Origin of the sequence: Clostridium sp. chh4-2, from assembly GCF_002899675.1 — a bacterium.
Classification (GTDB): domain Bacteria; phylum Bacillota; class Clostridia; order Lachnospirales; family Lachnospiraceae; genus CHH4-2.
On the sequence record NZ_PKUU01000011.1, the window covers coordinates 98735 to 114643 of the forward strand.

At 44.5% G+C, this 15909-nt stretch carries 9 protein-coding genes; 2 read left to right on the forward strand and 7 right to left on the reverse strand.

Annotated features, from left to right (window positions below):
• Window positions 1-7: 7 nt before the first annotated feature.
• The 5 genes from C0033_RS13350 to C0033_RS13375 form a co-directional block, all read right to left on the reverse strand.
• Entirely contained in the window at window positions 8-1249 is a 1242-nt protein-coding gene (locus C0033_RS13350; protein WP_103228376.1) for a DNA polymerase IV, read from the reverse strand.
• A 130-nt stretch (window positions 1250-1379) separates the two neighbouring features.
• On the reverse strand, window positions 1380-1922 hold the full coding sequence (locus C0033_RS13355; RefSeq protein WP_347501115.1) for a rhodanese-like domain-containing protein: 543 nt from the start codon (window positions 1920-1922) through the stop codon (window positions 1380-1382).
• A gap of 133 nt (window positions 1923-2055) precedes the next feature.
• Window positions 2056-2646 carry an SOS response-associated peptidase family protein gene (locus C0033_RS13360; RefSeq protein ID WP_103228377.1) on the reverse strand — a complete coding sequence of 197 codons (591 nt, stop codon included), beginning with the start codon at window positions 2644-2646 and terminating at the stop codon, window positions 2056-2058.
• A gap of 21 nt (window positions 2647-2667) precedes the next feature.
• Entirely contained in the window at window positions 2668-7719 is a 5052-nt protein-coding gene (locus C0033_RS13365) for an InlB B-repeat-containing protein (protein WP_103228378.1), read from the reverse strand.
• A gap of 817 nt (window positions 7720-8536) precedes the next feature.
• Window positions 8537-11710, reverse strand: coding sequence for a PAS domain-containing hybrid sensor histidine kinase/response regulator (locus tag C0033_RS13375; RefSeq protein ID WP_103228435.1), 3174 nt, complete (start codon window positions 11708-11710; stop codon window positions 8537-8539).
• Window positions 11711-11936: 226 nt separating this feature from the next.
• Here C0033_RS13375 and C0033_RS13380 point away from each other — a divergent pair, with 226 nt between their 5' ends.
• Complete coding sequence (locus C0033_RS13380) at window positions 11937-13346, forward strand: GntR family transcriptional regulator (RefSeq protein ID WP_242984495.1); 1410 nt, start codon at window positions 11937-11939, stop codon at window positions 13344-13346.
• 2 nt (window positions 13347-13348) lie between these two features.
• Here C0033_RS13380 and C0033_RS13385 read toward each other — a convergent pair whose 3' ends face one another.
• Window positions 13349-13975, reverse strand: a complete 627-nt coding sequence (locus C0033_RS13385; protein ID WP_103228381.1) for a DUF4317 family protein — start codon at window positions 13973-13975, stop codon at window positions 13349-13351.
• A gap of 130 nt (window positions 13976-14105) precedes the next feature.
• Between C0033_RS13385 and C0033_RS13390 the strand changes: the two genes are divergently transcribed.
• On the forward strand, window positions 14106-14615 hold the full coding sequence (locus C0033_RS13390; protein WP_103228382.1) for a ferritin family protein: 510 nt from the start codon (window positions 14106-14108) through the stop codon (window positions 14613-14615).
• Between the two features lie 135 nt (window positions 14616-14750).
• Here C0033_RS13390 and C0033_RS13395 read toward each other — a convergent pair whose 3' ends face one another.
• Window positions 14751-15731 (reverse strand): hypothetical protein, encoded by a 981-nt coding sequence (locus C0033_RS13395; protein ID WP_146043770.1) that lies wholly within the window; start codon window positions 15729-15731, stop codon window positions 14751-14753.
• Window positions 15732-15909 lie beyond the last annotated feature (178 nt).

The following is a 15909-nucleotide window of genomic DNA, read 5'->3' on the forward strand; positions in this document are numbered from 1 at the left end:
CCTCCCGCTAAGCAGTTCCGCGGAATGACCTTGGAATTCCGCCTTCCATATGGTCAATTCCCCCGGTCAGAAAGACCGACCGCTTCACCGCGTCCATGCCAAAACGCCTGCGTATCCGGTCTATGGTTTCATCCATCATTTCCATCTTCTCATACTCCATATCATCAAACATGGAAATCTGCCTGAATCCATCCGCATCCTGCAGCCGCCCCGTATGGATGCCCAGATGCCTCACCGCTCTGCCGTCCCACAGTTCATCAAACAACCGGCAGGCCGCTTTGTGAATCTCCATGGTTATATTGGTAGCTGTTTTAAGTATCATCTGATGGGATTCATAATGAAAGTCACAGTCCTTAATCCCCACCGCCACAACTTCCGCTTTCACTCCCGCTTCCCTCAGGCGGCTTGCCACCGTCTCGGAAAGAGCTAAGAGCACCAATTTAGCCGTCCCTCTGTCTGAAACATCAAATGCAATTGTCGTGGAGTTCCCATACCCTTTATTGGGCGGCGGCTCCGTCTCCACCACAGACAAATCGATTCCATTGGCAAAGGCCCATATCACTTCCCCATGTTTTTTCAAATGCTGCCGCAGCAGATGGGGATCTGTCTTAGCCAGATCTCCAATGGTCCTGATTCCCATGGACAACAGCTTTTTCGCAGTCGCCCTTCCCACGAAAAATAATTCCGAAACGGGAAGAGGCCACATCTTCTGCTCTATCTCGTCCGAAAATAATGTATGAACCCGGTCCGGCTTTCGAAAATCAGAGGCCATCTTGGCCAGAATCTTATTATCCGATATTCCGATATTAACCGTAAATCCCAGCTCTCTCTTAATCTCTTCCCGCATTGTCTCCGCGGCGCCTTTAGCATCTCCCCAAAGCCCTTCTGTCCCCGTCATGTCCACAAATGCCTCGTCAATGCTGTACTGCTCCACATCCGGCGAATACTTAGACAGAATCTCGACAAAAGCCTTTGACGACTTCTCATATAAGCAGTAATTGGGAGGAACCAAAACCAGTTCCTTACACTTCTGCTTCGCTTCCCAGATTGCCTCTCCTGTTTTAATTCCGTACTTTTTAGCGGGTATGGACTTTGCCAGGATAATTCCCCGGCGCAGAGCGAGATCACCGCCTACGGCAGAAGGAATCTCCCTGAGATCCAGGCCGCTTCCTTCATGCCACAGGCGGTAAACCGCTTCCCATGATAAATATGCTGAATTTACATCGATATGAAATATTCTGCGCTCCATCCGTTACCAACTCCTTTCCACTTAACCTTACCAGAACGTATGTTCTATTTCAAGTGGATGTTATTGGTAAAATCCCCTTCCGGCTTTTCTCTGTCTTTCCCTCCTTTCCTGATTCTCCAGTCTTCTCAGACTATTTCATCGGTTCCTGGTATTCTCCAGTTTCCGTCTCATATGTCCAGTCGTTAATACCGCCAAAATCATAAACATTCTTATATCCCATAGCCACCAGTTTATCAGATGCGTCCTTACTCCTGATACCGGTTCTGCAATGAATTAATAAAACTGCGTCCTTATCAGGAAGCGCTTCCGGCTGTTCCTCTTTAATGGATTCGTTGGGAACTAAAATTGCTCCCGGAATGTGTTTTGCCGCATATTCATCCGCTCTTCGCACATCCACTACAGTCACGCCGCCTTCATCCATCATCTTTTTCGCTTCCTCCGCGGTGATCTTGTGATATGCCGCTTCCATGTTTTCCTCTGCCATGCTTTCCTCCGCCATACTTCCTTCTGCCATATTTTTTCCTGTCATATTATCTTCTGCCATACTCTCTTTTGATAAACTGCTCTCCTTAACAGATGCCTCAACAGTATCCTTTTTTTGTCCCGACGCACATCCTGCCAAAGATACAGCAGCAGCAATTCCAACACATAACATCAATATTTTCTTATTCATAGGTACACGCTCCTTAACTGAATTGTTTTTAGTTACAGTTTATACTGTAACTTTACAATATACAGTTTGTTTTGTCAACTATTTTATTTAATATCTGAATTTTTGTGGGGAATCATCGCGTTAGAGCAGCCTTTTATAAGAATGACAGCGTCTGCTGTTCATATTCCGCCCGCTTAGATAAAAGCGCCGGTTTTTGACGCAGAATCTCCTCCGTCTTCCCGTCCTCCATCACCCAGTCTTCCAACTCCTTTGGCTCAAGAATCAACGGCATCCGGTCATGCGTGGACTTCATCGATTCATTGGCCTCTGTTGTAAGAATCACAAAGCGGTCCCCGTCTTCAAACCGGTTATAAAATCCCGCCAGAAACAGAACCGGGCTGTCATTTCTATAAAAAGTAATCTTTTCCTTATTCTTATTCCACTCATAAAACCAGGTGCAGGGAACTACGATTCTCCGGCGGCGCACCCCTTCCCCGAACATCCGTTTTTCCAGCACAGTCTCACTTCTGGCATTAAATATCACACCCTTATTCTGAATCCCGGGCAGACCCCACTTCTGCCATGCGGCTTCTAAATCAGCCCCGTTTCCTTTTAACACAGGAGCCAGATCAGTTGGGTGAACATCTCTTCCCATCTTTTCTCTCTGAAGGCGGTCATCGATCTGACGGACTAATTTTTTAATCTCCCTGGCCGTTTCATCATCAATATAATATCTGCCGCACATAAAATACCCCTTCCTTTCACGTTAAAATCCGGTGTTATGGCAAACGCCGTTCTGATCCATATAGTAGGTTTTGCCTTCCCATACGGTTGAGGTTCTCTCCATTTTTCCATCCGGGTTCATGTAATACCACAGCCCGTCAACCTCATTCCATTGGCCCCTCAACATTTTTCCATTGGTTCCTATGTAATACCAGCCGCCTTGATTCCATACCCATCTATTTGTAGCGGCAATGTTATCTTGTCCAATATAGTAATCCTCATACCAGCCATCTTTTACCAGCTCTTTTGGTCCGGTGAATACCAGCTCGCCGTTTATTACTGAGAAATTGCAGGAAATATCATCCTTTTCCTCAGATATCATTCCTTTTGCATCAAAATAGTACCATTTACCATCCTTTTTCGCCCACTGCCCCTGAGCCATAGCGCCGTTATCAGTAAGGAGATATCTGCGTTTTTCCTGTTCCATCCAGGAATTGCTGAGCATTCTGCCGCTATTTTGAAGCCAAAACCACCGTTCCCTATATGGAACCCATTTATTTTTAAGCATCATACCATGATTATTATAATAATACCAGCTGCCGTCTCTCAGAATCCAAAAGGTTGTCATATCATTTTCCGAATCAGAAAAATCAGGTTTAACAGAAGTTTCCTTATCTTCAGACGGAGTTGCCGTATCGGGCCGCTGTTCAAAAATATCGTCTTCCGTATCAAATAAACAGTCCTGTCCTGCCCACACCTTCAGCCCATCACTTTCTTTTCTATAATAGTCGTCTTCTGTACCAAATTCAAGGTCATCTCCCGGAAAGATCTCTCTTCCACTCTCATCCACAAAAAAATCGTCCTCCGTCCCATACTCTCCATCCTCACCTGCATTGATCTTTACATCGCCCCTGCTGCCCGGAATAAAATCATAACCGTCGAAATAATGATTGTCGTCTTCCGTACCGTACTTGTCATCTGCGCCCGGCCGGACATTGGTATGGATTCCGTCTTCTTTAAATTTTACCTGATAACAGGCGTATGCCGCCGTATTATCAGCTGTGTCATATATCTTATGTTCCGTTATCTCCCGGCTTTTCTGCGGAATAGGATCTCCTTTATAAATCATATCAGGTTCTGCTTTCTCTTCATACCATCCGTAAAATTCAAAATCTTCCGGGGACCGGTCAGGAACCGGAAGTTTCCCATATTCAGTCCCATATATAATCTCTTTTTCTGAAATGTTCCCTTTTCCGCTTCCATATTCAAAATCAACCCGGTACGTATTGGGAATCCAATGAGCAAAACAGCTGATATTCTGAGCCGGGCATCTGCCCTCTGACGTTATCTCCCATCCCTTCCCATCTTTTTCTGAAAACCACCCCTGAAATGTATATCCCTTTCTCTGAAACTGGGGAAGCTCACCGAACCTGTCATAATAACGGCTGTTTTTTACAATCCTTTCTCCTCCGTCAAAACACGGATCATAGATAACCGTATATTCTTCCCGGGCATAGGCGGCATACAGGGTCACATCCTGAGGAAGCATCGGGCTGTCTTTCGATATTTTATCGCCCTGTCCGCCCGGTTCCGTGTAAAATCCTTCAAACTTTAACCCGGGCAAATGGCCAAATGTCTCAAGTGCATCTGATAACTGATGGTCCGCTTCTCCATAGGCAAGCGCTGTCCCTGCTCCATTATCGCAAAATTCGACAATGAATTCTTCCTTTCCGTTAACATATTCCGGCGCTCCGTTCTGGGCGAATCCGTCTGCATTGCAGACCAGAGTAACCCGGTATGTATTGGGTGTCCAAATGGAATACAGATCCATCTGTCCTGCTTCATAAAACGGCATGGGATCATTCTTTTCATAAGTTATTCCCTTATTTTCCGGTGATGTATTCCATCCGCTAAACGTATACCCCGGACGCTTTGGCTCCGGCATTTCGCCGATGGGTTCATTATAATATCCTTGAACCACACTGCTTTCGTTCATATCTCCATTGGGATTGAGATGCAATTCCATGGGTCTTCCCTTCCAGTTGGCATATAGATTGACCGTGGAATCGTGTGTGGAAGATAGTTTTTTTATCTGTGAACCGGCCATATAAATACTGCCGGAACCGTCCTTATTGGTGCTCCAATTGGCCAGATTATATTTGAATGCATCCGGCTCTGTCTTTTCGTACACTTCCCGGGCCTTTTGTTCTGATTCCGTATAGGCTGTTTCAGAATAGAGATGATGGGAACGGCTTATTTCCGTATCATCTTTCAGGGCATATTTTACATAATAAGCGTTTTCCTGCCAATATGCATAATAAGTTGTATTCATTGCCGGCATTTTCTCCCCGGCGGATATCCGAGTTCCCGTTCCATTTTTTCCGGTAAACCATCCCATAAACCGATATCCGGGGCGCTCCGGCTCCGGCATTTCGCCGATTGGATCATAGTAATGTTTGGTTACCATTTTGGATGTTCCGTCTTTATAGTCTTCATCATAGATGAGATCATAATTAATCGGCACATAGTGAGGATAAATCATTTTATCCTCTGCCCACAGACTGCTTCTGCTGGTTACCCTTGTTCCCTTTCCGTTTGGCTGTGTATAAAGCCCCACATAGGTCAGACCCGGCAGATTTTTATAGCTGTCCATCTTTACCGCAATCTCTTCATATCGGGAATGCGAGCCTATTGTCAATTGATTCCCAAAATTATCATCACTGTAGGTATAGTCAATGCACATGCTTTCTTTTTGATGTTCCGGGGCTCCGTTATTTAAAATATCTGCAATTGTATCATCTGCAAAAGTAACCTTATATTGATTCGGCTCCCAAACCTCATATAAATTTTTACTATTATAAAAAAGAATCTGATCTCCGGTCTGATATCTGCGGCCTTCCTCCGGCCAGCTGTCAGACCAATACAAAAAAGTATACCCCATCCGCGTGCGTTCCGGTAAATTCATGGGTTCATAATAATATCCCGTGCAGGTCACGTCTGGGTTTAAAGAGTAGATCTTATGCAAATGAATGGATACCTTAATGCCTTTCATAACCGGAGTCATATAGAAAATATCGTCCTGTGTTTTTGTTAAATTCTTTACAAGATCAAGGGATTGATACGACGTTCCATCGGAGCCTTTCCAGGTGAGATGCCACCCGCCGGTATCCTCTTCATACCACTTTAATATATCCTTTTGAGGAAGATAGAAACTGTTTCCATATGTATGTTCCTCTTCCACATAATCCGTCGAATCGGGAGTTGTATAATAGCGTACCTTATAAGTGATTGGGGTAGTTTTAACAACTCCGCCGCAGTCATCACAATACGTCTGAATATATCCGTTTACACTGCCCGTTTTACTCGATTCCGACCAGGTATGTTCGGTTTTTGGAAGCTGTCTCGTTTCGGTTCCCCGGCAATTATGGATATTGCCGCTGTATGGCCCGTAATATTTACAGAATCTCTCTTCTATCCCCGCCTTAGAACAGCTCGGACTTCTTGTAACCGTCCATTCTCCAAATTCATGATCCAGCGGAGTCCGAATCGTTTCGCCTGTATCAATAGCTTCACAGATCCGGCACTCCCTTTTCTTATATACAAAAAAATCATCGGGATTTGACAAAATTGTGCACGGGGCAGAACTCCAGTCCCATTCATCCCATTGGTGGTCTGTTATTTTTATTTCCTGAGAGTATTTAAGACAGCGGGTACACTGTCCTTGATAATTTGCTCCCTTCGTGCAGTTACCGTATAGATAAGTCCAGGAATCAATGCTGTGCCCCAGCGCCGGAACCACAGAGATATCTTCATAATCATCCCCTCTGATACAATTATGTGCGATTATTCCCTCTTCCGTACAGGTAGGTTCTCTTCTCACATAGCTGGCATCACTGTAAGAATGGCCTAATGCAGGCAATTTTACGTTTTTATATTTTCCGCAGGCACAGGTGCTGGTCGAAATACCGTCTTCTGTACAGGTAGGTTCTTTTGTCGTCTTCCATTCGCCATAATTATGTTCGATCTGAATCCCAAATTTCTTAGATACCTCTTTTATGCCTGTCTCATCTGCCACTCTATAAGAAACAGTCACGATCCGCATAACGGACGGTGCCTGATAGCCGCAGCCCGTTGTCAAGTCATCCAGCCATACCCCGGTCTGAGCTGCTCCGGAAGACGAGCGTATCCCAGTTACCTCCGCATTTGGATCTCTCGTTAAAAAAACGATATATTGTTTGGCATCAACAATAAGCGGCAGACTATCGTCGGCAGTGGTAACTTCAATCTGAATCTCATTTTCATCAAAGTAATAAGAATCGGCATCTGTTTTATAATCAGACCTCAAATACATGCTTCCGGTCACTGTGCCTGAACTGTCACACTCATACCATCCCGGCTCATCGCTGCCATTCTCCCTGATTCCATAAAACCAGTAAGAATCCGTTCCATCCAACTCATCTTCAAACCGCCACACATCATAATGAGATCCGTCATAATTAATCCCCATGTCGGCCTCTTTCGTCCAACGCTCTCTATGAGAATCCTCATGCGGCCAGACCAACGCGTCAGTTGCATCTTTTCCCGGCTTTACAGACCGATACCGATAAGGCGCAAGTGTCATATCCTCCGACTCGATATCAACTACGCCATTTGACTTCGTCACATATCCAAATGAATCGCAGGAATACCAAAATCCATCGTCCATTCCCCAGCCTCCATATGCACGCCAATGAGCCGTTCCAAAGCGGTCCACATATTGAAAGCATATCCTTTCTCCATCCTTCCTTTCTGTCTGAGTATACCAGCATGGAATCTCACTCTCTCCAGGTATGGCGTAGACAAAAAAATCCTCTTGAACCAATCCATCGGATGATGATGCACATGGCAGTTCTTTATGGGCGTCCGATAAGGAGGCCGGTGAAAAATCCTCCATTCCTTTATCCTCACTCCTAAGCGAATTGGACGGCGTTGCATCCTCTTTTTTGACAGAATAAACAGATCGCTCTGATTCAGCCATCCCCAGGAAAACGCCGCTTTGACTTATAATCAGCGCCGCTAACAACAAGAATTTTAAAACTGACTTAAACTTTTTCATAGGAATCCTCTTTTCTTAAATAACTTGTTTTCAATATCCATGTTACAGGCCATGCGAAACAGCAGCTTTCATATACGGCAGCATACGGCCGAAATGTGGTTCTTTTATATAAACTGCGGCTGAATCCGCAGAAAATGTGGATAGTATATAGGATGTGGGGTAATCCGTTCGGCAGAAATACCGACAAAAAGATAGAGAATTTAAAGAATATAAGGTACTTCATTAAGGGAAAAAAGCAGCGTTTGCTGTGAAAATACATGATAATAAGATAAAATGACAGACTTGAAAAATGAAATAAAATAATTAATCTTATCAGAATAAAAAATATTAGGGAAAATTAGGAATAGCTGAAATAAAAGAAAAACTATCCGATATAATAAGAAACCGCATATAGTACTGCCGTTAGACATTCTAAGTATATCATTAATGGGAGTAATTGTCACTCGTAATTTTATGATTTTTACAAAATTTAATAACCATTCAGCCTTCCAATGCTTATGCCAGTTTCGCCACAAGCATCGGAAAGAGAGTGTAATTGGTTACTACATATGAAAATGGTTAGACCGAGACAAAAAAGACAGCTAACCAAAAGAAATCCCCCGGACTGGCCTCCGGGGGATTTCGCTTTGGTGCAACATGTTTAATACTAAACTTTCTGGTACTATTATGTTATACCAGGAGCAGAAAAATGTCAAGACATAGCCTATATTCAATTAGATAGACGTAACCGCTCTGCCTCCCGATGCCTTTTTCCCCCCGGAAAACTGAACGGTTACAAACTTTATAAATTATTCCTTCTGTTCTTTCTAACAATTCTTCAAAGCCAAGTTTTCAAAATCACCCTCAGCTGATCCATATCGATCGGCTTCGCCATATGCCCGTTCATCCCCGCCTCTTTGGTTTTCTGGCGGTCATCCGCGAATGCATTGGCCGTCATTGCAATAATCGGAAGGGTTTTTAAGTCTTCCCGGGGAAGCGCACGGATTTTAACAGCCGCTTCACAGCCATCCATAACCGGCATCTGTATATCCATGAAAATCAGATCATAGGTGCCTGCCGGAGAATTCTTTATCATATCCACCGCTGCCCTGCCATTTTCCGCAGTATCCACAGAAATACCGGTTTGAGATAAAATTTCCACGCCAATTTCTCGGTTCAGCGCATTGTCCTCCACTAACAGAATACGCTTTCCTTCGTAAGAATCGTTCACCGGATGTTCAATTACCGGTTCCCTGCCGCTGCCGCCATTTAAGAACTGCTTCAGCTTATAGGCCAGCCGGGACCGGAAAAGCGGTTTGGTGATAAAGCCATTGGCTCCCGCCAGCTTGGCGGCATCCACCTGCTCCGAAGAATCATAAGCCGATATCATGATGATGGGAAGATCATTTCCGATCCTTTCCCGAATCAGACGGATCGTTTCAACTCCATTCATCTGAGGCATGCGGTAATCGAGAATAACTGCAAAATAATCATTTCCGGCTGCATGAGCCTCTTCTATCTGATTTAAGGCTTCCATACCTTCCGTTACCCACTCTGTGACCATTCCCAGCTCTTTCAGGCGCTCACATATGTTACAGCAGCATTCTTCATCGTCATCCACAACCAGTACCCGAAGATTGGCCAGCGCTCCGTCATCGGTCTCATTTTCCATAATTCGGAGATAGATTGTCGCGGCAAACCGGCTGCCCTCGCCATATGTGCTTTCCACCTGAATCGTGCCGCCCATCAATTCCGCTATGCTTTTACAGATGGACAGCCCCAGGCCCGTTCCCTGAACCGCCTGGATTTTTTCATCATTTGCCCGTTCAAACGGCTCAAACACATGGTCTATAAATTCCGGCTTCATGCCAATTCCCGTATCCGATACGATAAACTCATAACAAGCTTCGTCCGAACGGTCCGACGGCTTTTCATTGATTTCCAGTAAAATGCTTCCGCCCGGCTGCGTATATTTCGCGGCATTGGACAAAAGATTTAGAAGAAGCTGCTGCAGACGCTGCATATCGCTGACCACAGTTTCATGGACAATGCTGTTTACATACGTCTTGAACAGAAGGCTTTTTTCATTAATCTGCGGCTGCACCATGGTAATTACACCCTGTACCAATTCAGCTAAGTTAATATTCTCCTCCGCCAGCACAATCCGCCCGCTTTCAATCTTAGACATATCCAGCACTTCATTTATCAGGCTCAGAAGAAGTTTGGAAGAGACGGTGATCTTTTCCAGACAATCCGTGATCCGTTCCGGATCATTGACATAGGAAGCCGCTATGGTGGTCATGCCAAAGATGGCATTCATCGGCGTACGGATATCATGGCTCATACGGGACAGAAAATCCGATTTGGCCGCGTTGGCCCGTCTGGCCTCCTCCAGCGCTGCGTTAAGCATCTCCGTACGCTCTTCTATCTTGCGCTGCAGCCTCCTGAGTTCGGTAATATCCGTAATATCAATAAATACCACCAGATAAACCGGATCATCAGCAATAGAATCGATACAAGTACAGTGAATCCTAAACCACCGTTCCTTATCATATTTATCCTCAACACAAATAGTTCCTTCAAATGGTTCTCCGCGCCGTAACCGGGGATGGTTTTCCTCAATCAAAGCCCGGCTTTCCGGCGTAAGAACAGAATAGACATCATAAGAAGATAGCTTATTCAAATCTATATCAAAAGCATCCTTAATCCGGTCACTGGCATCAATGATGGCAATCGTATCCGGAAGAATGCGGTGTTTGACGATAAAGCCCGGAATATTATCATAGGCAACCGCTTTTTCCTGCTGAATCTGAATCATATCCGTAACATTGACCATAGTCGTATAGGCCAGCTGTTTTCCATCCTGATATTCATCCGTAAAAAATCCGGTCATCTTAACCCAGCTGGTAGAGCCGTCAGGAATTTTCAGAGGCACAAACAGCTCATAGCTGTTTTCTCCCGCCGCATCCATTTCCCGTATTTTTTGATGAATTTTCTCCCAACCGTCCTGATTATCTGCAAAATACTCATCACAGCGGTTGTGAAACAGCGCTTCATATTCCGGCTTGCTGTATCCGATCAGTTCATAATAAAAGTTATTGGCCCAGACCACGGTAAAGTGCTCGTCAACCAAGTGGCGGCTGACGCTGACCTTCATGGCCTGCATCAGCATCTCCTGTTCATTCTTCATCTGAACCAATGCAGTCACATCCGTCATAACCGTGTAAGAGATGCGGTAGCCGTCCTGATATTCATCCGTAAAATAGCTGAACAATTTCACCCAGTAACTCGATCCGTCCTCATATTTCATGGGGACAATCATATCATACTGATCCCTGCCGTTTTCCAGAACTTCCGTGACCTTGCTCGTCAACAGTTCCCAGCCTTCCGGATTATTCCGGTAATATTCGTCCGGACGGTTATGGAACAGCTCCTCATACCGTTCTTTTGAATAGCCGATCAGCTGGTAATAATATTCATTTGCTCCAATGCAGGTGTAATGCTCGTCAATCAGATGCTTGCTGACGCTGACATTCAACGCGCTCATCAGCATGGCCTGCTCATTGGCCAGTTTTTCAAAAATCTCTTTTGCCCGTTCCCGCTCCTGCTGCGCCTGCATCACCTCAGTTACATCCGTCAGCGTGGTATAGGCGATTTGATATCCGTCAATATACTCATCCATAAAAGAAGCCTTCAGCCTGACCCAATATGTTGTCCCTTCAGGAGAAAACAGGGGCAGATATACCGTGTTGCCTTTTTCCCCATTTTTCAGAGCCGTCTCAACAGAATTTTTCAGAAGCTGAAGTCCCTCCTGATTATTATAAAAATATTCGTCCGGATGATTATGGAACCGGGTTTCAAATTCAGATTGGGAATAACCAATCAGATCATAGAAAAAATCATTGGCCCAAATAAGCGTAAAATGGCCATCCAACAAATGTTTGCTGACGCTGACCTCTAAAAGGCTGGTCAAAACGCTGTATTCATAATTTGTTACTGTCTGACTGTTCATCTGCCCAGCAGCACCTGTCTCTCTCTTCTCCGACATTTTTCACACCTGCCTATCCCCTCTTACCCGCATTCCTTGTTCATGTTAGTATCAGTTTATTATATCTGATTTCCCTATAAAATGCAATCTCATATCTTGTTTCTTGAATGAATATGGCGGATATCATGCAACTATGATATAATTTATCCAGTTAATAAATAAGGGGGAATATACGGTGCAAAGTAACAGTATGACAGATATTATTTATGATTATTTTACCTCCCGTATCCTATTCGGATATCATCTTCCGGGAGACCGCCTTCCATCCATCAGATACGTCCGCCGGCAGTTCCAGGTCAGTGCACAGACCGTCCGGGCCGCATTTGCCAAAATGCGGGAAGACGGCTACATAGAAACCACCGAGCGCAAACACAGCATTGTCACATATCATCCGGACGAACATCAGATTCAGCAGTATCAATACTCTTTTCTTTCCCGTAGGGAAGGCATGATCGATATCTGCCGTTCCTTCAAAATTCTGTTTGGCCCTATTGCTCTCCACTATTTTCAAATGCAAAACAAGGATTCAATTAACCAGATACGGTCGCATCTAAAAAAGCTGCATGGACATTCGTCCAAACAGCTCATGTTGTTTTATTTAGAAGCGATGCAGCCGTTAAACAATCCTTTGGCTCTGAATTTAAGCTGGGAAGTAATCCGGTATCTGCGGACTCCCTATCTTCCGCGGGTTGCTGATTTTGATGATACAGATCCCCAGTCCTCCTCTCATATTGAACGGATGCTGGCATTTGTGGAGGATGGAGACGCCGCCCGCGCGGTGAATGAGATGATGAAGTTTACCAGCGATGTCACCTTGAAGTTTTTTGAAAATATACCCTTTGCCGCTGATGCATACGATCAGGTGGAACCGGTGCCGTTTAAATGGCATATCTACTGGGAACGTCCCCAGCTGTGCTATACCCTGGCCGCTGAAATGATGAAGAATATTAATGAACAGGTCTATAAACCCAACGAATTTCTTCCTTCCTGCCAGGCATTAGCCAAGGAATATGGCGTTTCCCAGATTACCATGAGGCGGACTCTGGAGCTTTTGGGCGATATGTGCATGACCGAAACGCTCAACGGGGTTGGAACCAGGGTGGTTTCTATCGAAGATGCAGGTTATCCCGATTTTTCTCATGTACAGATTCGAAATAGCCTTATTTTATTTTTACAGGCTCTGCAAATCTGCGCCCTAACCGCTAAAAATGTTTCCGTTCACACATTATCCGCCCTAAGCAGCGAAGATTTACAAGCATTCAGCCAGACTATCGAACAGCTCATAGAGGATCGGATAACATTTCTTCTCAGCGGAACCTGCCTCAAATTCATCGGTGAAAAAAGTCCTTCGCCTTTTATCCGGGAGGTATACCGCCAGCTTTACCAGATTTTACTGTGGGGCCATGCCCTTTACATGGTATATCAGAGAACGAGGGTCAGCAGTGTTTACGTGGCAACTGCTCTCGAACTGAAAAAACTGCTTCAGAACCAGGATATCCAGGGATTTGCCGCAAAATTAACGGAAATACTGGAGATAAATGTCAGAGTCTCCAAAAATATGCTTTTAGAGCTGGGATTCCCAGAAGACCAGCTGATTTAATCTCAAAAAGAAACTCCTAAAGTCTTTAATAATTCCCTATGGGGCCGGGCCGCATCCGCCTGAAATACGGCGATGTGGTTCAGGTCCCCGCTCCTGTCCGTAAATGCTGGAAATAAAAAGCCGCACTCCGGCTTTCCCGGTTCATATTCCTCTTCCAAAGGGCAGATGGCACAGATCATATATTCATATACTTCTTCCGATTCCCACTGCCGTTCCTTATCCGAGCCCTTAGCCGGAATGTCATACCGGTCATGGAAAACCAGAATTGCATATTCGGAATCCGCACAATAATTTTCCATAACAACGTCATAAAATGTATCCATCAAAGCGTCATTTTTCAGTCCGCATTCATTCATAGCCATAAGAAGCTGCCACATACTCCCCGCTTTTCGCGCTTCCTGTGGAAATTCATATTTTTTTAGATTCGTATTGGTAGCTGAAAAAGGGATTTCCTTTGCCAGCTTTAATTTTTTTGTTCTCTCCTGTGAGGATAATTTCAGGAAATTCGTATTGAAGCTTCCGTCAAAATCTCCATCCCTGTCCACATAGCAGCCCGCTATTCTGGTAAAGGATGTTCTGGAAAGTGTCATTCTTCTCGTCAATTCCAGCATGTCTTCTCTGTTTATCATTTTCTGTCATCACCTTTCAGTTATTTTCCGGTCAATTTCCTCCGGTTTCCGTCTTTCTCTCCGATTATAGCATATTCCTGTCCGATTCCTACTATATTAGTTTAAGTTAATATTATAAAGGAGTTTTCTTATGTTATCTATCAGCAGTTTTTCAGATCCAAGCCCTTATCCTCCTATCAAAGTGGAGTGTCCCAATTCACGCTATGCCAGGGAAATGCTGAGCAACACCGGCTCCTGCAATTCGGAAATATCAGCCGTCAGCCTGTATTTTTACAACAGCGTAATCCTGACGGAAACAAAAAAGGATTATGCCGATATCTTTCACAAAATCAGCATTGTAGAAATGCATCATCTGAACATCTTCTCTCAGCTGGCGCATATGCTGGGCGCAGACCCCCGGCTATGGTCATACGGCGGTAAAGGCCCCCGGTACTGGACTCCGGCCTGCAATCATTACCCCCGCCCGCTAAATGCCCTGCTGCAAAATGCCCTCCGCGGGGAATTGAACACAATTGCCAAATATCAGAAACAGGCCGCCATGATTCAGGATCAGTGTATTACAGAGCTGTTAAACCGTATTATTCTGGATGAACAAATTCATGTACATATCTTCCAGGATATGCTGTCTGATATCAGATGAAGATAATTTTTCGAATATTTTATGCTTATTTCCGCTGCTATCAAAAACGAATTCTTATTAAACAAAAAGCTGCAAATCCAAGGATTTGCAGCTAATAGAATCAGCCAGTTCATTATAATAATGAACTGGTACACACTAATCACCCGACATCTTTACAGGAATCGTCTCCAACTCCACTTCTCCCGATGTCTTCCAATAACGTCCATATTGAATCGAAGACCGTTCCCCGGAATCCACGGCAATGAATCCGTACACCTCAGAATCCATATATAAGACCGGATACAAATTGGAGATAACCATCCCCTCCTGTTCTAATTTGCTGCGGACGGTTTCTTTCAGAGCCATCCCCTCTTCTGAATAACTCCATCTAAGGTAATCATCTTCCTCTTCTTCAAATCTTCCAGCAAGTTCCAAACGGTTCTCAGCTATCAGATACTTATACGTCACCGGAATCTCGTTATCCGTAGCATAACATTTCGGAGATATCCATACCGCCTGTTCATCGGCTCTGATAAATGTAAAATAATCTCCCTGAGTCGCAGTCCCTTCCAACGGTTCCAGATCCAGTGTCTGACTCAGCACCCATCCGTCTTCTGTAAATTTACACACAAACACCCCGGCAAAACTATGAAAAACCATAATATCTTCGCCGATATAATTAAGTTCCATTCCATCGGCGCCCAATAAATCCACCGGTTTAGATAAACGATCCAAATCTACCGGAGTTACCTCCAGATTCACAGCGGTAAACCTCTGCCATTCATCATTTATCATAGCTACTAACTGGCCATGATCTTCATCCAGACAGTATGGATTTCCCACTTCCCCAAAATTGGACTGTTCCTCCTCCATCGGAGTCTCATCCGTTTCCACAGATGACTGGATATACCCTGTCACGGAACCGGAATCTCCCATAGGTTCTCTCTGCTCGCTGAAAAGCCGGTAAAGCTGTCCCTGCACATAGATCATTGGAAGCGGTGCATCTGTTTCCATGGTCAACGGAGCTTCTATACTTTCTTTCTCAGAACTTTTCACCTCTGAAGGCTTCGCACCTGCGCAGGCAGATATTCCAATGGCTGCTGCCATCATGGTTATTATTAGAATACATTTATGCAATCTGCTTCCTCCTGTTTCTGAATTTATTAGCGATGTCTGACTTTCACGATCAGTTCATGCTATTAGGGTTTTACTGAATCAACTTTAACCGCATTTACTTGCCTTAAAATCCTTCACACTCATTCACCGCTCACAATCATCTGTATTTATAAAAATGACAACTCTATTTATCTATCAT